Below are 21,898 nucleotides of genomic sequence, written 5' to 3' on the forward strand. Positions count from 1 at the left end.
GCGAAAAATGGCTGAAAAAATATTGATCATTGATGATGACGTGGACACCCTCAGGCTTGTCGGGCTTATGTTGCAGAGACAGGGCTATGAGATCAGTGCGGCTTCGAACGGAACCCAGGGACTTGCAAAAGCCTTGGAGGAACGACCGAATCTGATTTTGCTGGACGTGATGATGCCGGATATGGATGGCTATGAGGTTACACGGCGTTTGAGGAAAAATCCGGTAACTGTGAGTATCCCGATCCTGATGTTTACCGCCAAGACACAGCTGGATGACAAGGTCATCGGCTTCGAAGTTGGCGCGGACGATTACCTGACCAAGCCGACCCATCCCACTGAATTGCAGGCGCATGTAAAGGTTTTGCTTGCGCGGCAAAAAGATGTGACTGAGATCGTCACTTCTTCGAAGGAACATGTCGGTTATGTGGTCGGTGTACTTTCCGCGCGTGGCGGGTTGGGAGTTTCATCGGTGGCGGCCAACCTGGCGGCGGGGCTTTACAACCGCACCCAAGCGGATGTAATCCTTGCCGAGTTTACGCCGGGACAGGGCACACTTGGCATGGATCTTGGCGCACCGAACCAAAAGGGATTGACCGAACTTTTGGAAGGCACCACTGCAGAGGTTACACGCGAGAAAGTGAAATCGCTCCTTGTCTCGCATAACTCCGGGTTGAAGCTCATGCTTGCCTCTGAAAACCCACGTGATGTGACTTTGAATTCAAAGGTCCCGAATTATGAGGCGATCGTGGCTCAACTTTCAACGCTGGGCCGCTTCGTGATCCTGGATATGGGGAATGGTTTGCCCGTCTATGTGCAGAAGTTATTGCCGATGTGCACGGAACGGATTATTGTTGTGGAAGGCGTACCCGGTTCCATTCAACATACCCGTTTGTTGATCGATGAGATCGTCAATCTGAAGATCGACCGCAAGACCATCAATGTTGTATTGAATAATCGCATGCGTACGGAAGCGCAAATGCAGTTGAACCAGGTACAGGAACAACTCGGGCATTCCGTCGCGGCTACGTTGACACCCGCCCCTGAGGCGTTTTTACAGGCGACCCGTTTGCAAACACCGGTTGTGGTGGGTCAGCCGACAAATATGACTTCTCAGCAATTCCTGAAACTAGCAGATGCAGTCCTTGAGCGTGAAAAGGCGCGATGACATCCTTTTCCCATCAGACACAGGCTGCGATTGAGTTCGCTGCGGACTTATTCCGCCAATCGAAACATGCCGTTGTGTTGACGGGAGCGGGTCTTTCCACTCCTTCAGGGATTCCCGATTTCCGTTCAACGGGAACAGGTTTATGGGCGAAGGATGAACCGTTGGAAGTCGCTTCGCTCAGTACTTTTCGCACCGCTCCAGAGCGTTTTTTTCATTGGTTCCGTCCGCTGGCAAGTCAGATTTTCAATGCCAAACCAAACCTTGCACATTGGGCGCTGGCACGGCTTGAAAAAGCTGGGCGGATCGACGCCATCATTACCCAGAATATTGATACCCTGCATCAAAAGGCGGGTTCGAAGGTTGTGATCGAAATGCACGGTACGATGCAAACTTTAACGTGCACCCAGTGTTATCATCAAGTGGACGCTGTGCATTATCTGGCTGTATTTGTGGAAAGCGGAGAAATCCCCCTGTGCCCAAAATGCAACCAGGTGCTCAAGCCGGATGTGATCCTTTTTGGAGAGCAGTTGCCGCAATCGGCATGGTTCAAGGCACAGCGGGCCGCCCGTCAGTGTGACTTGATGCTGGTGATCGGTTCATCCCTTGAGGTTTTACCGGTGGCAGGCCTGCCGATGCAGGCGCTTGACCGCGGTGCGCACCTCATCATTGTCAACAATGCGCAGACATATTTAAATGTGCGCGCGGATGCGGTGATCGTGGAAGATGCGGCAGTGACCATTCCTGCAATTGTAGAGAGAGTGCTAAATGGCTGAAATAAAAACCGAACGTCTGGATAGTTACCGCCGTCTTATCGATATTGCGCGGGACCTCGCCTCCACCCTGGACCTGGATATTTTGCTTTCGCGAATCGTACATGCTGCGGCTGAGATCAGCGGTGCTGAAGCAGCTTCCATCCTGCTATATGACGATACCTCGCGGCAGTTATATTTTCAGGTGTCCACCAATTTGGATGAATCCACCCGCCGCGGCATCGTTGTGCCGCTGGAGGGGAGCATCGCCGGGTGGATCGTAAACAACCGACGACCTGTCCGCATTACGAATGCGCATGAAGACCCGCGTTTTTACTCCGACGTGGAGGCGACGACTGGCTTCTCCACGGATTCGCTCCTTGGCATTCCGCTTGTGACCAAGAACAAGATCGTGGGGGTGTTGGAAGCCTTGAACAAGCACAAGGGCAAGTTCACCGACTCAGATGAATCCATGCTGTTGGTGCTGGGCGCTCAGGCTGCTGTCGCTATTGAAAATGCGCGCCTGTTCCAGCAATCTGACTTGATCTCGGAATTCGTGCATGAATTACGCACCCCGCTTTCCTCCTTAAGCACTGCAACCTATCTGCTTCTGCGCCCGGAAATGTCACAGGAACAGCGTGACCAGATCATCAATAATATCCATAGCGAGACCATGCGTTTGAACGCGCTGGCTTCGTCCTTTCTTGACCTGGCCAGGCTTGAATCAGGCCGTGTGCAATTCCGCAAGACGACCTTCAGCGTTGCCGACCTGATTTATGAATGTAAGGACGTCATGTCTTCCAAGGCCATTGAAGACAACATCCAGATTCGTGTGGAATCGCCCGAAGGCCTGCCCCTGCTCGAAGCGGACCGCGAAAAAATAAAGCAGGTGCTTTTGAATCTGTTGAGTAACGCCATCAAATACAATCGCCCGAATGGCACCGTCATGTTGCGCGCTGAAGTGACCGAGAAGGAACTTGTCATTTATGTACAGGATACCGGCTTGGGCATTCCCGATGAATCCCTGCCGCACCTGTTCGAGAAATTTTTCCGTGTACGCGAACATGAGTCGCGCATTGCCGGCACCGGGTTGGGGCTTTCGATTTGCAAGCAGATCATTCATGGGCATGGCGGGCGTATTGAAGTAAAAAGCAAGATCGGCGTCGGGACGGTTTTCTCGATATTCATGCCGCGCTCTGGCACCAAGACCCAACCCCGCGTGGATGATCCCGTGGAACCCAAGAAGATAATAAAAAAATAGCAATTTGATTTTTTCCGCGATACCCGTTGTGAAGTATCGTATAATTCGTCGAAACAAAATCGTGATATTCTCCCGCAATTTCCAAAAGATTTGGTAAAGTGTGGGTAACGATAGTATTTTTTTCTTCGGAGGAAGAAGATGGCTCAGTTCCAATTTGTTATGCGGTCAGGCCCGACGCCCGGCGTGACCTTCCCTCTTGAGGGGGACCAGCTCATTATTGGGCGCGACGCTTCCAACAGCATCACAATCAATGACGCCGAAATATCCCGTAAGCACTCCCGTCTTTCTTTCCAGGGCGGGAAGTACGTGCTTGAAGACCTTGGTTCCACCAATGGGACATTCGTCAACGGGCAGCGCTTGGCTGGGCCTGTCGTCCTCAAACCCGGGGATGTGGTTTCGCTTGGTGAGCAGATCGTATTGATGTACGATGCCATCAACATGGATACCGGCGCCACCATTGCCACATCTCGAAAATCCGCGCGCGTGGAGCCCCCTCCTGTATACCCGGCAGCCCAGCAACAGGCTCCTTCACCCGCCCCGGTTGTAACCCCAATATACACTCCTGCCCCTGCCTACTCTGGCCCTCCGACTGTCAAAAAGACCAATATGATGCCCATCTTTATCGGCGGTGGTGTCCTCATTTTCGTTTGTTTTTGCGCCAGCCTGCTTTTTTGGATAGACGCAACCTATCGCTGGTGCGTATTTTTCCCCTTCCTTACAGGTTGTTGAACTAATACACTCAGACCCGCGGGCCAGACTCGCGGGTTTTTTTGTTTAATGTTGTAAAATCACTTTTTTTGATAAAATCAATTTGACAATTTTATCGCTTGCAAACGGCACCCATTGAAATGGAACGATATTTATGACCCAACAACAGATCCCAACCTCCCCAACCTGGGGTACAAATACAAAGCTCGTTATCGCGCTGACCATTGTCGTGATTGTGGGTGCCCTGCTGGTTGAATTCCAGTTCATTCTCACGCCGCTGTTGATCGCTCTTGTGCTGGCTTACCTGTTTCATCCGCTCGCATCTCTTCTCCAGCGCAGACTTCACCTTTCCTGGGGTGCATCGGTTGGTTTGATCTATCTTGTGTCCATCATTCTTTTGCTTGGTTTGCTCACATGGGGCGGCGTGGGGCTTGTACAGCAGGTACAGAGCCTGGTGGGAGTTGTGCAAAATGCGATTAAAAGCCTGCCGCAACTGATCTCCACAGTCTCGGGCCAGACCTATCAATTTGGTCCCTTTAAACTGGATTTCTCGTCACTGGATCTAAATGCCATCACCAACCAGGTACTTGGCATGGTGCAGCCGTTGCTGAGTCAGACCGGCACACTGGTTAGTTCCCTCGCGGGCAGTGCCGCCAACTTCCTTGGCTGGACATTGTTCGTCATTCTCGTTTCATATTTTGTGCTGGCAGAAAGCGGCGGCCTGCGCAACCGAATGATCGCCGTGGATATCCCGGGCTACACTCAGGATTTTGAACGTCTCTCCCGTGAACTCGGGCGCACCTGGAACGCGTTCCTGCGCGGACAGATCATCATTTTCTTCATTGCAATCATTGTATATGCGGTTGTGCTGGGCGTGCTCGGCGTACACTATGCTCTCAGCCTCGCATTTATGGCCGGGCTTGCCCGTTTCGTTCCCTATGTCGGCCCCGCCGTGAACTGGACTGTGCTTGTGCTGGTTTCATATTTTCAAGTATTCAAACTGTTTGGCCTTTCACCCTTCTATTACACCCTCCTTATTCTCGTCGTTGCAATTGTCATCGACCAGATCTTCGACAACATGGTTACACCGCGCATCCTTTCCGATGCGCTTAAAGTACACCCGGCTGCGGTTCTTGTGGCGGCCATTGTGGCGGCGAATCTTTTTGGTCTGCTGGGCGTGGTAGTGGCTGCGCCCATTCTCGCCACCGCAACCCTTTTATGGAAGTACGTCATGCGAAAAATGCTGGACTTGGACCCCTGGCCCGAAGAGGAACCGACTCAACCGGCCCCTCCGCCCGGCTCGAGATTCTTCGTCTCGATCCGCCGCTTCTTTCGTAGCTTCAATCTGAATCGCAACAAAGGAAAGTGATTCGCCCCTTCACATTCGAAAGCAGGGTGCATGCCCTTGCTAACTGGTATATTCAATCAAAATTCATATCGTAAACCCAAGGAGAATTTCCATGAGTAACAATGAACCCAAGACCGAGACCATCGCCGAGACCGAGAACTTCATCGCCTGGCGTGCCGAAGAACCCGATGGCGAAGTGACCTACCATGTTGAATTGAACAACGTCACCGTGCATTTCTTCGAAGAAGAATGGACCGAATTCCTCGAACTCGTCCGCTCTTTGAAATAAAATCTCTCTATGTAGTGACGACTTCAGTCGTCGTTTACCGTATGACTGAAGTCGTCACTACACTTTTTGGAGCCATTGAATGAAATTTTTGCAATTCCTGCTTCGAGTGGGGGGCAGCTTTTTGATCGCACTTATCGTCAGCTTTTCTTCGGCTGTGATCTTTTTTAATTACTCCGGTTACGAAAACATATCCGATCGTATTTTTCTTGTCACCGTGCCCACGCTCGCCATCGGATACCTTCTCTACGAATCGTTTCCCAAATTCTGGCCGTGGCTCCTGCAAAGGCAGCTTTCAACCCTAATCGGGTTTGGTGTTTTCGCCCTGCTGGGGTCTGCAGCCGTCGTCCTGCCTGCGCTTGTTTCAAGGACATACTACCTCGGCATGATTTCGCTGGCGCTCGCCTTATTCATCCTCATGCTTCCCGCCGCCCCCGCTCTTGAGCGGATGCGCTCCACTCATTCGATGACACATTACTTCCTCGGCTTCGCATTGAATTTGGTCATCTCCTACGGGGTGATCGGTTTCATGGGCGGCGTATTCAGTTATCGGTTCGATGTGATCGTTTTTTCCATCCTCATTACGATCGTTGGCAGCCTTATCGGATATTATCTCGTTCGCCGCGCATCCCATTCCCTCCGCAATGGATTTTTGAGCAACCCGCTTAGTTTGTTTCTCGTCATTTCGCTGCCTGTTTTTCTTGCCGCGATCCTTTATCTGTCACTGCAATTTCCGTCGATGTTTTCGCTGGCGTACATTCAAATCCCTGTTGCGCGGTTTGGTATGTTCATTTCCAGCGCAGTAGTTGCGGGCGCGTGGGGACTGCCATTGCTGGAGCAATTCGAAGCGCGCGGATATTACGCCGCGTTCAAGCAGACCAAAACTTTTGCGTTCATCAAGGAAAACCTTCCTGGGATTTATGCGGCTTCGTTGTTTTTCGGGATCAATCTTATTATCGCCCGCGCTTTGAATCATCCCACTTTCAGCATCAACAGCATTGTTTTTGAAGCCGATGCAGGCCCGTGGATGTCCATCCTTGGTTTTCCCGAAGGCCATGATGTAAATCGCGCCGTGCATCCGCTTGTGTTGATCACCCTGCGCCCCTTTGTCGGTTTGATTCAATTGTTCACCGCCGACAAATGGTTCCTTGGGCCGATCATCGCGGTCGCCGCCATGAATGGGCTTTGCATTTTTATGGCCTGGCTCTTTGCGAAACGGGCCACGCAAAAGGATTCGTACGCCTTTGTCTTTGCGATCATTCTCGGCGTGACCGCCGCGCACATGCTCTTTGGCTCACTCACCGAAACGTATGTCTTTGGCATGACATCGTTGATCCTGTTCTTCGTCCTTGTGCAGGCCGATGAAAAACGATTCTCTGTGCTGGTGCCTGCAGGCATTCTAGTCTTTGGCATTACTGTTACCAACATCGCGCAAAGCATGATCGCGCTCTTCTTTAAGAAATTTGGTTTTTGGAAACTCGTCTATTACGGCGTGATCGTCCTCACCATCAGCATTGCATTGACCGCTTTTGTCAGCGTGCTGTACCCGGGCAATCAAACTTTCTTCTGGGTTCCCGCCGACCTTGCCTTCGAGGGCCGTTTTTCCAAACCCATTTATGTCGGCCCGATGGATCGTGTGATCGAAAAATTCGGTGTAGTCGGGCGCGCCATCTTTTTCCACGGCGTCGTTGCGCCCACGCCCATTGAAGATTTCACCCGCAAGACCACCGACCCGCTCATCGATTTCAAGACACACGATTATCATGAACATGTTTATGCATGGTACAACGGTGCGGCGTATGTGCCTGTTGCACTCTGGCTGACGCTGTTTGCGGGTGCGATTTTTCTCTTTTTCAAAAATATTCGCAGTTCGCCGCATGTTCCGCTCATGCTGGGTTTGCTGGGCAGTATCGCTTTCACCTACTTCCTGCACATGAATTACGGAACCGAGTTATTTCTCTACTCGCCATATTGGACCTACCTTTTGATCTTCTTCATCGCGCTGGCGTATGTTGACCTCGCAGGCCGTCGTTGGTTTGAATCTGTGCTGACTATTTTTGCGGTGACATTGATGATCAACAACGCCTGGTTTATCTTCATCATCCTGCGTGGACTTGCTCCCTACCTCGCCGCTTCCTAGCGGACCTCGCGCCTGATTCCGTTCAACAAAATGAATCAGCCCCTCAGGCTTTTCCTCACTACTTTGACTGCGCTGGCAGTTTCCTTTGCGTTTAACTTTTTCTTCCTCAATTTATCGGCCCGTTCTTTAACAGATCAGGTTTTACTGATTGGGCTTTTAGCGGCTGCGTTGGGGTGGCTGCTCTGGGATATTGGAGCGCGGATTTCAGTCCGCGAGTGGCAGCAAAGTGGCGGACTGAAGTCCGCATTCCAGTTTGACGTGCGCGAATATGTGCCTGGCCTTGTCCTTGCTCTGCTCTTTTTCGCCGTGTACACCTTCATCGGTTTGCGGCTCAACAACCTGAGCGTGGACACCACAGACAACTTCCTCGACGCCGATAACTCCTCATGGATGACGCGCATCTCCGCTCCCGAAGGTTCCTCCCTCGAAATGCGCGGACCACATCCATTTGCTTATTTTGTTTTTCGTCCGCTTGGCTGGTTGTTGAATCTTTTTACGAACGACTCGGCGCTCTCTGCAATTCTGCTGAATACTTTTACAGGCGCATTATGTGTCTTTCTGGCATGGCTGTTCATTAAACGTCAATTTCAGAATTCGGTGTATGCCTTGTTGATCGCTTCTCTGCTGGGGTTGAGTACGGCGCACATCTTCTTTGGCTCAGTCATCGAGACTTATATATTCTCCGCCGCCGCGTTGATCGGGTTTGCCCTCGTCCTTCAAAAAAAATCTGATTCCCTGCTTGCGCCTGTGGGGATGAGCGTGTTGACCTTTGGTATTACGCTCACGAACTTCGTTCAGAACTTTATTCTGTTCGTGGTCTCTCAAACCCTAAAGGCCTTTAAGACCTTTAGGGTCTCTTTCACGCAAGTATTTCGCTTCACAGCCTTTACCCTCGCGCTGGGTATTTTGCTTAGCATCATCCACGCCGCCTGGTTTCCTTCGAGTAAGTTATTTTTCCTCCCCTCCGATGCGCAGGCGGAGGAGGAATTTGCTTTCTCCGTTTTGCAGGAACCATCGTGGAAGGTGATCGGGCGCGCGCTTTTGCTGGTGCGCACAGTGTTTTTGTATGCAGTCATTGCTCCGCGGCCATATGTGTTTGGAGAAGAAGTGGGTGGGACGTTTCCCCGTTTCAATTTTTTCAAAATATCACCCGAAACATTTTCCTTTAGCTCATACAATGGGGTTGGGAATGTGCTCGTCTTGCTCTGGGGGATCGTGCTTTTGACTGCGGGGTTTTTCTTTCTGAAAAACCTGGTACGCACCCGCAAAGTTGACCTTTCTATCGCATTCGTTTTGTGCGTTTTGTTCAATTTCGTTCTGCATTTCAATTATGGTTATGAGCCTTTTCTATACTCTCCCGATTGGACGTATGCGTTGATCTTCTTCGTGGCGCTTTCACTTGCGCCGCTGGCAAAAAACCGCTTCTTTCAGGGCGGCATGACGGTCTTTCTCATTTTGCTTGCTTATAATCAGTTCCAGTTCTTTCAGTTTATATTTAAAACCATCACATTGTTTTTTGACAAAGGTGCCTGATGTTCCAGTTGCTTAATCATCGCATGTTCTTTGCGTGGATGCTGTCTGTTATCGCTTCGTATTTTGTGGTCGGATTTCTCGGCAATTATTATCCGTCCTTTGTTGGGATTCTGGTCCTTGCGGTTTTGGCGCAGACCCTGCTCGGCTTGTTGATCGAGCGTTTGCTGGGGAAGGCAGAGCGGTTGTATGCCTCCAACAAGGGTGACTTTCTTCTTGCATTGATGCTGTTTACGGTGCTGACTGTTTTCGCGGCGGGAATGCTTCAGATGGCGAACCAATTCCCGAGTTTGTTCGATGCGAAGTTCGTCCTCCTCGAACAGGATCAGACTTTCCCGTTTATCGTCGCTGGTGTGCTGGTCATTCCGCTTTTGGCATTGGCTGGGCAATACACGGGTCAATCGCGTTTTTCTGCCTTTGTCGATTCGATTGCTGCGGGTGTGCTGGTTGCTTCTTTTTTCTTCGCTGTTTATTTTATTTTCTCGTTCATCTTCAACCAGCCCGTTTTCGATACGGACGATATTTTCTTCGACTCGGATGGCTGGCTGTGGCGCACGCGCTTCACGACGGATGCGTATGAGGATTATTACTGGCGTTCGCTGCATCCGTTTGTGTTGCTGGTGATTCGTCCGCTTGTGTTTTTGGTTTCGCTTTTCCTGAAAGGTGATCGGCTTTCGGCGGGATTGCTGCTGATGCCTTTGGCAGGCGCGTCGTGTGTATTCATGGCGTGGTATTTCGTGAAGAAGATGACGGGCAACTCGCTGTATGCGGTTTTGATCGCGGCGCTGCTCGGCGGCACGGCGGGACATTTGATCTTTGGCTTCCTGATCGAGACCTATATTTTTATTGCGGCTGTGGCGATGCTTTCGATCATTCTGCTGTTGAAGGATGCGCCTCTATTTACATTGATCATCACGGGGCTGATTTCATTTGGCATCACGCTCTCGAACATCATCCAACCGACAATTGCTCTTGTTTTCGTGAGGCGTGATCTTAAGCAGTGGATCAAGTACGGCTTGATTGTTGGGGCATTGGCTTTCCCGTTGACCTTGCTTAATAATGTGGTCTATCCTGATTCACAGCCTTACTTTTTTGACCCTTCCTCTTATGGCACGGAGGGGCGCAACACCTTTGATCTCAACCCAGGCCGCGCGGTGGCGATCGGGCGGGTGATGTTTTTGAACAGCATCATCGCACCAGACCCGTTGATCTTGAAACGGGAACTGCCATTTTTAAAGGTGTGGATCGTTGAAGTCAGCCGCAAGTTATATCCGCAGGAAGCCAACCCGATGCGCGGCAGTGAATATGAAACGCAATTCGGCACGGCGATGGTGGTCTTTTGGCTGGCGCTGGCGGCGCTGGGCGGATTTGGTTTTGTGAAGAACATCAAAAAGCAGGATAATCGTTTTGCCTATGCTTTTATTTTTATCACCCTGTTTAGTTTTGTGCTTCATCAGAAATTTGGCAAGGAGCTTTTTCTCTACGCCACGAACTGGACGTATGCAATTGTCCTTTTCCTCTCGTTGGGGTGGAGAGAGTTTGCAGGCAGGCGTTGGTTTCAGGTCGTAATGCTGGTTTTCATCGCGTTGATGCTTGTGAATAATTCCCGTTTGATTCTGACGATGCTGAGCACGTCGGCGCTGCATATTAAATGAGTACGTCGCACTTCGGGCTGGAATCAAAAAGAGGTTTGGCATTTGCGCCAAACCTCTTTCTTCTTTTCTCTTTTTTACGACTTTCCCTTCAATTCATCGCGGAAGATGACACTCATCACGATGCTGACGATGCTGATGACCAGACTGCCGAGCACGGCGGTCCAGAAACCGTCTACGCTGAGGCCGATGCCAAAGCCTTGCGCGATCCTGCTGGTGAGCAGAAGCATGATCGTATTAATGACGATGGTGAACAGGCCCAAAGTGAGGATGATGAGCGGGCAGGTGAGGAACTTCAACAATGGCCGCACCAGCGCGTTCAGCAAGCCGATGATGAGCGCAAGCCACAGGACGTCTGTCCATGAGCCGCGAAGGTCGATGCCCGGCACGACCAGTACTGCAACATACAAAGCGACCGCGTTGATCGCCCAGCGAAAAAAGAATTTAGTCATTTGAACTCCTTTGTTTGTAAATACGCAAAACGAGTTACAAGGTTGCCTGCATCCAGATCAGGGTGCGCTGGGGTTTGAAACCCGCGGCCTGAATGGCATTGTCGAATTCACTGGATGGAAATTCGAGGATGATGTTTGGATGGGAATAATAAAGCTCGCGCCTTGCTTCGAGCAGTAGGGCGGTCAACGCATCGGGGTCGGACCTTTCGCCGATCGCCGCGAAAAGGGCTTCACCGTGGCCTTGGGGCATCCAGGCGAGTGTGGCTTCGAGGGTTTCAGCAGGTTGATATTGCGGGGATTCTGAAGAAGAGGGGTCTTTTTTCATTGCCGCCCATTGACGAACATTCATGTCTATGAACATGAGATAAAGCCAATTCCAAAGACCCGGCCGAAGGGGAGAGAATGACCAATTGCGGTGCCAGGCCAACAGGTCGGGATAGAGGCGTGCAAGCCAGTCGCGTTGAGTCTGCCAGTCGCGGGGATTCCTCTTTGTGATGTTGAAGTTCGTTTGCAGGGGAGTCGCATGAGAATCGGTGCTGGCCAGCCATGAGGTGCGCCGCGCGCGTTCTGCAAATCCCAGTTGGGCGTAGAGTTCGATCGCGCCGGGGTTGTCATCGCGGACATGGAGCCAGATGTTTTTGACGTCCTTTTCGCGGGCGTGCTGCAGGGCGCGCTGGGTGAGGGCACGGGCGATACCGCGGCGGCGAAAATCGGGATGGACAGCGACGTTTGCGATGAGGTAAATGCGTTGTTTATTGTGCTTGAATGGGACAAGGCTGGCGTTGCCAACAACTTTTCCGCTTTCCTCCCAAACATAGCCGCTCAACGGCAGGGACGTGGTTTCGATGGCGCGGTTGGCCCATTTGATGAAGGAGTTGTCTTTACCAGCACGGCGCATATCCTGCACGTAACGGCGGCCTTCGTTATCCATTGTGCTGGAGAAGCATGTTTCGATCAGGTCGGCCACTGCGGGAAGGTCTCGCAGGATATTGAGAGGGCGCAGGCTGGGATGTCCATCAGCCTCTGCGCGCGCGGGAATGGTAATGGAGGACATTTTGATATTATATCTTGTTGTTCGTTGGCGGGCTTATAATCGCCAGCAAGAATTTTGTGAACTGGAGCCCATCCTTTGAAAAATCATTCCTTGTTTGCCACGTTGAGAAGCCTGCGCGGAAACCCGCGTGGCTGTGTTTATTTTGAGCCGTTATGGGGGATTCCGTTTAATTTGTATGCCCCGTATGTTTCGATCTATATGATCGCGCTCGGTATGTCTGAAAAACAGATCGGGTTGATCGTAAGCATCAGCTGGGTCTTTCAGATTTTTCTGGCGTTGATCAGCGGCGTGGTGACCGACAAGATCGGGCGCCGACTCACAACTTTGATCTCCGATATTTTGTCGTGGAGTATTCCCGCGCTTATTTCCGCTGTGGCGCAAAATTTCTGGTACTTTCTGATCGCAGGGGTGATCAACAGCATCTGGCGGATCTCGCATACTTCATGGAGCTGCCTGCTGGTTGAGGATGCCGATCAGGACCAACTTGTTGATATCTACACCTGGATCTATATCGCCAATTTATTTGTCGGTTTCATTGCGCCTTTGACGGGTGTGTTGATCGGGGTGTTCTCGTTCGTGCCGACCATGCGCGGTTTGTACGTTTTTGCGGCTGTGATGTTCACGTTGAAGGCTGTGCTGACCTACCAGTGGACGGAGGAAACGGCGCACGGAAAGATCCGCTTGCAGGAAACGAAGGATCAAAGTGTGCTGCATGTCTTTAGTGAATATAAGGGTGTTTTGCGTGACCTGATGCGTGCGCCGCAAACCCTGTTTACGGCGGGGATCATGCTGGTGATGAGTATTACGTCATTGATCAACGGCAGTTTTTGGTCGATCCTGGTGACCGAGAAATTGCAGATCGCAACCCAGAATTTGGCGATATTCCCCTTTGTAAAGTCTGCCATCATGCTGGTCTTTTATTTCACGGTGATGCCTGTCATCGGCAGGATGCATTTCAAACTGCCGATGACGGTTGGCTTCCTGGGATATGTGGCCAGCCAGGTGGTGCTGGTCAATGCGCCGAGCGGCGGATATGGCTTTCTGATCTTCAGTGTCTTTCTTGAGGCATGCAGTGTGGCGGCGGTCAGCCCGTTGATCGATCAGATGATCGTATTGACCGTGGATGCGAAGGAGCGCGCGCGCATTTTATCCATTTTGTCTGTGGGGATCATTTTGCTTACATCTCCCTTTGGTTGGATCGCTGGTACGCTTTCCACGCTTGATAAGGATCTGCCCTTCCTTTTGAATATCACCCTTTTTGTGATCGGTACGATTCTGGCGTATCTGGCTGGACGGTCCGCGCAGAATAAGGCGGTTGTGGTGGAGGCAGTGCGGTAAGGGACCGATTGGATTAAACCCTCCAGGATCTTGACAATGTTTTTAAAATGAATTCCCATACAAAAGCCCTCCGAGTAATCTCGGAGGGCTTGATTTATTTTGCACACAACGGACTATTTATTCCGAACGGGCGCAGCGAAAACCGATCAAGTTGTTGAAGGTGGTCTTTTGGTCGAGGAAGTAACGATTGGAGGTGCGCACGTCCGCGTCGCTGACGAGCCATGATCCACCGCGCAGAACGCGAAAATCTTCAAGGGTCATATCTTCGCGGCCATCGAGGCTGTTGTAGGGATATGGTCTGTAGATACTGCTGACCCATTCCCAAACATTGCCAGCCATGTCATACGCGCCGTAGATGCTTTGACCATCGGGATATTTCTTGACCTCGCTTGTGTCGAAGATATCTGAGTTGTAGTTCAATAGATTGTTGTTGGGGGTGGCGTTACCCCACGGATAGGTCTGGCCTTCCGTTCCGCGGGCGGCTTTTTCCCATTCGGCTTCGGTGGGGAGTCTTCCGCCTGCCCAGGTGCAATAGGTCTTTGCCTGGTCCCAGCTTACGTAGAGGACGGGGTAATTAATGAATTGTGGATAACCGTAATATCCTTTTTGATTGTAGGATGAAAATGAAGCTGGCGGCGAGCATGTGCCTTGATTGACACAGGCTTCATAGCGTTTGTTGGTTACTTCGGTTTCGCCGATCCAGAAGGCATCAAGATACACTTTGTGGACGGGCTTTTCGTCGGCTTTGCCATCGTCACTGCCCATGATGAATTCACCTGCTGGTACATACACGAGTGTGGCCCCGTCTTCGCTGGTCATGGTGTCACCGATTCCGTAATTTTCGGTATCCCGCTTGCCGATTTCGGTTGGAACAGGTGTGGGCGGAATGAGGGCGTCACCGGGTTGTTCGCTGCGGGCACAGCGAATTCCCACACTAAAATAGGAAGCTGTGGGTAAGTCGCCGGAACGGTTGGCGGAGCGGACTTCGCTATTATTGGTGCGCCACGATCCCCCGCGCATTACACGTGGTTCGTCTACGGCTTTGAATTCTTCGCGGCCATCGGTGGCATCGTAGGGATATTTTTCGTAAGCGCTGTTCACCCATTCCCAGACGTTGCCTGCCATGTCGTAAGCGCCGTAAAAACTTCGGCCATCAAGGCTTTCGGCAACTTCGGCAGTATCACGGATGTAGACGCCTTCGCTGTAGCTTAGCAGGTTGCTGTTGGGAGGTTCAAACCCCCAGGGATATACGCGGCCGTCTGTGCCGCGCGCGGCTTTTTCCCACTCGGCTTCGGTGGGTAGCCTGCGCCCGGCCCATTCACAATAGGTTTTCGCCATGTTCCAGTCCACATAGACGACCGGGAAATCCTTGAAGGCAGGGTTGTTGTAGTAACTGGCGTTGGTGGAGGAACTGATATCTGTCGGTTGGGCACAGATGCCTTCGGCGACACATTCCGCGTACATTTCATTGGTCACTTCGGTTTCATCGATCCAAAACGCATCGAGATTCACCGGGGCGGGCGGTTCCTCATCAAGGAATAGTTCGCGCGAACAATTGTATTCATTGAGCGCTTCCGATTTGGATTTTTCGCAGTCGAGCACGGCTTCATCGGCGTAGTTGCCCATTGTAAATTCGCCCGCTGGGACGTAGAGCAGGTTCATGCCATCTGTTTCGGAAATGATGACGGAACCGATGTCGAGTTTTTGCGGGCCAGCGGTGGGTTCTGTGTTGGAAACAGAAACTGTGGTTGCAGTGGCGGTCGAATCCGCTGACGGGGCGGAGGTTTCTGTCGGTGTGGTATCAGATGTCGGGTTGTTGCGAAGCGCGAAGAATGCGATCAACAGGAGAAGGAGCACTCCTCCGCCAATCCCAGCAAAAACTGGAAATTTTTTACGAGGGGCGTTTTCTTGTTTTGGGGGTGATTCACGGTCCGTTTTTTGTGTGGTGGGCTTTTCCCATTGTTCTTTTTCAAACGTATTTTTGGGGGCAACCTTTTCCATGTTGCTGAGCGTATCGTCACCCAGCAAGGTTTCAAGTTCTTTGATGAAGGCCCGAAAATCTTCGTAACGATTGGATGGGTCTTTGTCGAGGGTCTTGAGCAAAAACTGTTCAACCATCTCTGGCAGGTTGGCGTTGAATTTTCTCGGGAGTGGCAGCGGTTCGGTGACTTGTTTGAGGAAAACCGCGCCCGGTGTATCGGCCACATACGGTCTGCGTCCGGTGATCATTTCATACAAAATGGTTCCCAGGGAGTACATGTCTGTCTTTGTGCTGGTCTCGCCTGTCCATTGTTCCGGGGCCATATACTCTGGTGTGCCGACGGCTGCGCCTGAAGCGGTCAGGTTATTTTTTGATTCGCCTTGAAGTAATTTGGCAATCCCAAAATCGGACAGGGTGGGGTCACCCTTTTCGTTCATCAGGATGTTCGCGGGCTTGATATCGCGATGGATGATGCCGCGGTCGTGGGCGTATTCGACACCCCGTGCAACGGGCAAAAGGATGCGTGCCGCGTCCTGCCATGCGACAGGTTCGCCCATTTTTTCTTTGAGTGTGCCGCCGGGGAAATATTCCATCACCAGATACGGTGAGCCTTCGAATTCCCCATAATCCAGCACCTTCACAATGTTTGCATGTGACAATTTTGCCAGTGACTTGGCTTCGCGCTCAAAACGCTTGACCATGTCATCCAAAACCTCTGGCGGAAATGCGCTGCGACGAATGATCTTGATCGCCACTTCGCGTTCGAGTCGGGGGTCGTATGCTTTATAAACCATGGCCATACCGCCCGTGCCTAGAAGTTCAAGGATTTCGTATCGGTCGATATGTTTTCCAGTAAGGTTATCCATAGCAGGTGCCTTTTAGGTTGTATGTGATTGTTAGTGGGTGGTGGAGATTCCAGAAATATTCTAAAAATGGATGTTTCCCCGGAAGGAGTGTCGGAATTATACAATAGGTTTTAGACAAATGGGAGTGACTACATCCTGAAAAATCTAACATACCTCTTACACCCTGTATACAGCCTGCAAATCTGGCTTTTGTTATAATCGCTTCTGTCACAGTAGACCCTGATGGCCTTCGAAATTATCCCCAACCGGGGAGACCCTGGGTCTTTTTGCTAGAAAAGGAACAACTCCCATGATGAGATTTGACAGATTTACAGAGAGAGCCCAGGAAGCCGCCCAGCGGGCAGCTGAGATCATTCAGCGTTACGGGCATAACCAAATTGATACAGAACACATTCTTCTGGCGTTGATCGAGCAGCCAGGCGGTGTGATTCCCCAGATCCTTGAGAAATTGAACGTCAGCGCCGAGGCGTTGACTGAGCGACTCGATGCCACCCTGCGCGCCAGCCCGAAGGCGAATATCTTCGGTGGCGGAGCGGGGCAGATATTTATCACGCCTCGCGTCAAGCGGATCATTGACCTTGCCAACGAAGAAGCGAATCGTCTGAAAGATGAGTACATTTCCACCGAGCACATCTTCCTTGCCATTCTCACCGAGCGCAACACTCCCGCTGCCCGCATTTTGGAAAGCGCCGGTCTCACTCGCGACCGTGTGTATGATGCCATTCAAGACCTGCGCGGCGGACAACGCGTTACAGATCCGCAGGCGGAGACCCGCTATCGAACCCTGGAAAAATATTCACGCGACTTAACCCAACTGGCGCGCGAAGGCAAACTGGACCCGGTCATTGGCCGCGATAAAGAGATCTTGCGTCTCATCCAGATCTTGTCCCGCCGCACGAAGAACAACCCTGTTTTGATCGGCGAAGCGGGCGTGGGCAAGACTGCCATCGCAGAAGGCCTCGCGCAGAAGATCGCCAGCAACGATGTGCCTGAAATCCTTTCGGGCAAGAAAGTCGTTGCGCTTGACCTTGGCGCGATGATCGCAGGTTCACGCTTCCGCGGTGAATTCGAAGAACGCCTTAAAGCTGTGATGGATGAAGTGCAGCGCGCGAAGGGTGATGTGATCTTGATGATCGACGAGTTGCATACCGTCGTCGGAGCAGGAGCAGCTCAAGGTGCGATGGATGCGAGCAATATGCTCAAGCCCGCGCTGGCCCGCGGCGAACTCCAATGCATCGGCGCGACCACGCTCGATGAATTCCACAAACATATCGAAAAAGATGCCGCGCTCGAACGCCGCTTCGCTCCCATTTATGTTGACGAGCCAAGTGTAGACGATACGATCAAGATGCTGCATGGCTTGCGAGACCGTTATGAAGCGCATCACAAGATCCATTTTTCAGATGAGGCGCTCACTGCCGCCGCCCGTTTGGCTGATCGCTACGTGACCGATCGTCACCTCCCCGATAAAGCCATTGACCTGATGGACGAAGCCGCCGCGAAATTGCGTGTTGCTTTGTATTCCATGCCGCCCGATCTCAAAGCCTTGAAAGGTGAAGTGGATCGTCTGCACGCGGAAGAAGAGCAGGCTGGTTTGGAACGCGATTATGAACGTGCCGCGCAAAAGAAAGCCGAGCGCCTGCGCCTCGAACAGGAATACACGGTCAAGCGTGATAAATGGGAAGCCGATCATCAACTCGATGAAGTGGTGGATGTGGATGACATCGCATCTGTTGTGCATCAGTGGACGGGCATTCCTGTTAATCAAATGCTTGAAACTGAATCAGAAAAATTGTTGCACATGGAAGCGCGTTTACATGAACGTATCATCGGTCAGGACGAAGCCATTCACGCCATCTCCGATGCCATTCGCCGCGCACGTTCCGGACTGAAGGATCCCGCCCGCCCGATCGGTTCATTTATCTTTATTGGCCCGTCTGGTGTAGGGAAGACCGAGTTGGCAAAAGCCCTCGCCTGGTTCATGTTCGATGATGAGGAAGCGTTGGTTCGCATCGACATGTCTGAATATCGCGAACAGCATACGGTCAGCCGTTTGTTCGGTGCGCCTCCCGGATATGTCGGTTATGAAGAAGGTGGCCAACTCACAGAAGCAGTCCGCAGGCGTCCGTATCGCGTCGTCCTCTTTGATGAAATCGAAAAGGCGCATCCCGAAGTGTGGAATGCCCTGCTCCAAATTTTGGATGACGGCCGTTTGACGGATGGTCAGGGTAAAGTTGTGGATTTCCGCAACACGGTCTTAATCATGACCTCGAACCTGGGCACTGAATATGTGACAAAAGGCGGCACTTTGGGTTTCCTCACCCAAAAATCGGACGGCGATGAACGTGCCATGCATGAAAAGATCGAGAAGGCGCTCAAAGGCGCATTCCGCCCCGAATTCCTCAATCGCGTGGATGAGACCATCATGTTCTCGCCGCTCTCGCTTGAACAAATGGAAAGCATCGTTGTCCTGCAAATGAAAGAGGTACAGGACCGCTTGAACGAACACAACATCACCGTTGAGTTGACTGATGCCGCGCGCGGCTGGCTCGCCAAGGAAGGCTTCGACCCCGCCTTCGGTGCCCGTCCGCTGCGCCGTGCGATCCAGAAATATGTCGAGAGTCCGCTTTCGGTGGAATTGCTCGGTGGTAAATTCAAAGACGGCGCCATGGTGCAGGTCGATGTGGATGAAAAAGCGAACAAGATCATTTTTCACACCGAAGTAGCACCTGCAAAGAGCCCGAAACAGCAGGTTGATGCGTGAGAAGTGAATAGTACAAAGCAAAGTGAATAGTAAACAGTGAATAGAAAGACGAAAGAAGATGTAATACTTCTTTCGTCTTTCTTCTTTCAGCCTTCCCCTCCCTCCAATTTCCTAATCCCTTTTTCACTCAGTCACGGTATGATGAGGCAATCTTTTAAAAATCCAGAGGATGAAAATGATCGAAAATAATGAGACAGAAAGCAAATCAGGTGTTTCAGCCGTTGTGATCGGCATTGTCGTTTTGTTGTGCTGCATCTGCGTGCTGGTCGCCGGGATGGCCGGGTATGGGTATTATGCATTTTCCCAATCCGCTCCTGTATTGGTAACCAGTGAGCCGCCGACCGACAATCCGCTTTTCCCCGTTGACCCTCCCACGCCTGCGGTTGAACCGGAAGTTATCCGTCCGCCGGTTGAATCCATCAACGGTGAGACTCTTCAAATTTTGGAAACAACAGTTGTCCCGCCGAATGAACCGAAGGAATTGGCCTGTCGCATGGAAGGGAAATGCGACATCCCCGGATGTCATGGCGACCACTGCTGCTCCGCGTGTCGTCGGCGATACTGATACATTCTGGGTAACCGACGTGGGTACCAATGAGAACTCTGAAGTTCAAGCTACGCTGCGCTATGTCACACCGCATGTTTATTTTTGGGTGCAGGATGGTGTGTCGTACGATGACGGCGAAATGAAAGCTTTGATGGATGCCTTCGAGAATAAAATTTATCCAACCAATCGCGAATTCTTCGGCGATGAATGGTCACCCGGCATTGATGGCGATGAGCATATCTATATCCTGTATTCCAGGGGATTGGGCTCCTCCATTGCGGGTTACTTCTCTTCCGCCGATTCTGTGCATCCGCTGGTGCATGAATTCTCCAATGCCCATGAGATGTTCCTCTTCAATGCCGATAATACCTTCCTTGGCGAAGAGTTTACTTACGGTGTGCTGGCGCATGAGTTCCAACATATGATCCATTGGAATCAGGATCTGAATGAAACCTCATGGTTGAATGAAGGTTCGTCTGAACTCGCGGCATTCCTCAATGGATATGACCCCGGTGGTTTTGACTGGCTCTATATCACCGACCCCGATATGCAGTTGAATGACTGGCCCAATGATCAGGATGCCACCACACCGCATTATGGTGCAGGCTTTTTGTTCATGACCTACTTCCTCGACCGTTTTGGTGAGGATGCCACCAAGGCGCTCGTCAAAGACCCCGCAAATGGGTTGGACAGCGTTGAGAATGTATTGCGCCAGATCGATGCCACCGATTCCGTCAGTGGACAGCCGATCAGCGCCGATGCCTTCTTCATGGATTGGGCTACAACCAACTTCCTGCTTGATGCGTCGGTTGGTGATGGACGCTATATTTATACCAATTATCCTGCGGCGAATCGCGCCTCTGCAACTGAGACGATTTTCAATTGTCCGCAAACCCCGATCAAGCGCGATGTGCATCAATATGGTGTCGATTACATCGCCATCGAATGCGCGGGCGATCACACGATCTCGTTCACTGGCTCAACGGTCACGGGGCTGTTGCCCGCCGATCCCGCTTCCGGTGAATATGCCTTTTGGTCGAACAAGGGTGACGAATCGGATATGACCCTGACGCGCGAATTCGACTTCACCACTGTCAGCGGCCCGATCGAACTCTCCTACCAGACCTGGTACGATATCGAAACAGATTGGGATTACCTCTACCTCGAAACATCGGAAGATGGCGTTACCTGGGAGATCGTCACCACGCCCTCGGGCACCGACACTGACCCCTCCGGAAATTCATACGGCTGGGGCTACACGGGCGTAACAGGCGGCTGGAAAGAGGAAAAGGTTGACCTTTCGCAGTTTGCTGGCAAGAAGGTGTTTGTCCGTTTTGAATATGTCACGGATGCAGCAGTGAACGGCGAAGGCTTTTTGCTGGATGATGTCAAGGTCGATGCAGCAGGCTACAGCTCCGATTTTGAAGCGGACGATGGCGGCTGGGAAGCGAAGGGATTTGTCCGAGGTCCAAAACGTTCTCCCCCAGACCTTTGGGCTGGCCCTCATCCTGACAAGTGATTCAAGCGTGACGATGATCCCGCTAAATCCAGATCAGACTGCCGATATCTCGATCTCGTTGCAGCCCGGTCAAAAAGCATATCTGGTTGTTTCAGGCACAACAAGGTTTACGAGAGAACTCGCCTCCTACCAGATCGAAATCAAATAACATACAATTTGCAGGTCACACCCACGGTGTGACCTGCTTTTTTGGAGGTCACATGTCTACAGCACCCAAATCACAAGTTTTAACCCTCGCGGAAATGGTGTCCTATCAGGATGCCGCCGTGGTCAGCCGTCAGATCACCAAAGCGGATGCCGGGAATGTCACCCTGTTTGCATTCGATAAGGAACAGGGCTTGAGCGAGCATACCGCTCCATTCGACGCGCTCGTGTACGTACTGGAAGGCGAAGCTCGGGTGACCATTTCAGGAAACCCATTTGATTTGAAAGCGGGGGATGCCATCGTCATGCCTGCCAACGAGCCGCACGCACTGTTTGCCGTGGAGAGATTCAAAATGCTGCTGACCATGATCCGCGCATAAAAATGCAGTGTGAC

17 protein-coding genes are annotated in these 21,898 nt (G+C 51.6%); 14 read left to right on the top strand and 3 right to left on the bottom strand.

From position 1 onward, the window contains the following. The first annotated feature begins 7 nt into the window (after positions 1-7). From IPI86_RS13690 to IPI86_RS13730, 9 genes are all read left to right on the top strand, one after another. Positions 8-1,165 (top strand): response regulator, encoded by a 1,158-nt coding sequence (locus tag IPI86_RS13690; RefSeq protein ID WP_345298571.1) that lies wholly within the window; start codon positions 8-10, stop codon positions 1,163-1,165. Further along, entirely contained in the window at positions 1,162-1,938 is a 777-nt protein-coding gene (locus tag IPI86_RS13695; RefSeq protein WP_345298572.1) for an NAD-dependent deacylase, read from the top strand. Before IPI86_RS13690 ends, IPI86_RS13695 begins: the two co-directional genes overlap by 4 nt. After that, positions 1,931-3,175, top strand: a complete 1,245-nt coding sequence (locus IPI86_RS13700; RefSeq protein WP_345298573.1) for an ATP-binding protein — start codon at positions 1,931-1,933, stop codon at positions 3,173-3,175. Before IPI86_RS13695 ends, IPI86_RS13700 begins: the two co-directional genes overlap by 8 nt. Before the next feature lie 138 nt (positions 3,176-3,313). Further along, a complete protein-coding gene (locus IPI86_RS13705) occupies positions 3,314-3,904 on the top strand; it encodes an FHA domain-containing protein (protein WP_345298574.1) in 591 nt (196 codons plus the stop codon). A 133-nt stretch (positions 3,905-4,037) separates the two neighbouring features. Next, the gene (locus IPI86_RS13710) at positions 4,038-5,252 is read left to right on the top strand and encodes an AI-2E family transporter (protein WP_345298575.1); all 1,215 of its coding nucleotides are present in this window, start codon (positions 4,038-4,040) and stop codon (positions 5,250-5,252) included. A 91-nt stretch (positions 5,253-5,343) separates the two neighbouring features. Further along, positions 5,344-5,520: a hypothetical protein gene (locus IPI86_RS13715; protein WP_345298576.1), complete on the top strand. Its 177-nt coding sequence runs from the start codon at positions 5,344-5,346 to the stop codon at positions 5,518-5,520. Positions 5,521-5,599: 79 nt separating this feature from the next. Continuing rightward, the gene (locus IPI86_RS13720; RefSeq protein ID WP_345298577.1) at positions 5,600-7,657 is read left to right on the top strand and encodes a hypothetical protein; all 2,058 of its coding nucleotides are present in this window, start codon (positions 5,600-5,602) and stop codon (positions 7,655-7,657) included. 30 nt (positions 7,658-7,687) lie between these two features. Next, positions 7,688-9,190, top strand: coding sequence for a hypothetical protein (locus IPI86_RS13725; RefSeq protein ID WP_345298578.1), 1,503 nt, complete (start codon positions 7,688-7,690; stop codon positions 9,188-9,190). After that, entirely contained in the window at positions 9,190-10,842 is a 1,653-nt protein-coding gene (locus IPI86_RS13730; RefSeq protein WP_345298579.1) for a hypothetical protein, read from the top strand. Before IPI86_RS13725 ends, IPI86_RS13730 begins: the two co-directional genes overlap by 1 nt. A 74-nt stretch (positions 10,843-10,916) precedes the next feature. On the opposite strand, the gene IPI86_RS13735 is transcribed toward IPI86_RS13730, so the two are convergent. Continuing rightward, the gene (locus IPI86_RS13735; protein WP_345298580.1) at positions 10,917-11,291 is read right to left on the bottom strand and encodes a phage holin family protein; all 375 of its coding nucleotides are present in this window, start codon (positions 11,289-11,291) and stop codon (positions 10,917-10,919) included. 34 nt (positions 11,292-11,325) lie between these two features. Next, complete coding sequence (locus IPI86_RS13740) at positions 11,326-12,345, bottom strand: GNAT family N-acetyltransferase (protein ID WP_345298581.1); 1,020 nt, start codon at positions 12,343-12,345, stop codon at positions 11,326-11,328. Positions 12,346-12,420: 75 nt separating this feature from the next. On the opposite strand from IPI86_RS13740, the gene IPI86_RS13745 reads away from it, so the two are divergent. After that, complete coding sequence (locus IPI86_RS13745) at positions 12,421-13,683, top strand: MFS transporter (RefSeq protein WP_345298582.1); 1,263 nt, start codon at positions 12,421-12,423, stop codon at positions 13,681-13,683. Positions 13,684-13,800: 117 nt separating this feature from the next. On the opposite strand, the gene IPI86_RS13750 is transcribed toward IPI86_RS13745, so the two are convergent. Then, positions 13,801-16,530 (bottom strand): SUMF1/EgtB/PvdO family nonheme iron enzyme, encoded by a 2,730-nt coding sequence (locus IPI86_RS13750; protein WP_345298583.1) that lies wholly within the window; start codon positions 16,528-16,530, stop codon positions 13,801-13,803. A gap of 292 nt (positions 16,531-16,822) precedes the next feature. Here IPI86_RS13750 and IPI86_RS13755 point away from each other — a divergent pair, with 292 nt between their 5' ends. From IPI86_RS13755 to IPI86_RS13770, 4 genes are all read left to right on the top strand, one after another. Further along, the gene (locus IPI86_RS13755) at positions 16,823-19,294 is read left to right on the top strand and encodes an AAA family ATPase (protein ID WP_345298648.1); all 2,472 of its coding nucleotides are present in this window, start codon (positions 16,823-16,825) and stop codon (positions 19,292-19,294) included. A 175-nt stretch (positions 19,295-19,469) separates the two neighbouring features. Then, entirely contained in the window at positions 19,470-19,859 is a 390-nt protein-coding gene (locus IPI86_RS13760) for a hypothetical protein (protein WP_345298584.1), read from the top strand. Continuing rightward, a complete protein-coding gene (locus IPI86_RS13765; protein ID WP_345298585.1) occupies positions 19,819-21,360 on the top strand; it encodes a hypothetical protein in 1,542 nt (513 codons plus the stop codon). Before IPI86_RS13760 ends, IPI86_RS13765 begins: the two co-directional genes overlap by 41 nt. Positions 21,361-21,560: 200 nt before the next feature. Continuing rightward, positions 21,561-21,884: a cupin domain-containing protein gene (locus tag IPI86_RS13770; RefSeq protein ID WP_345298586.1), complete on the top strand. Its 324-nt coding sequence runs from the start codon at positions 21,561-21,563 to the stop codon at positions 21,882-21,884. Positions 21,885-21,898: the final 14 nt, after the last annotated feature.

The sequence above is a fragment of the Candidatus Villigracilis affinis genome, assembly GCF_016705895.1.
Lineage (GTDB): Bacteria > Chloroflexota > Anaerolineae > Anaerolineales > Villigracilaceae > Villigracilis > Villigracilis affinis.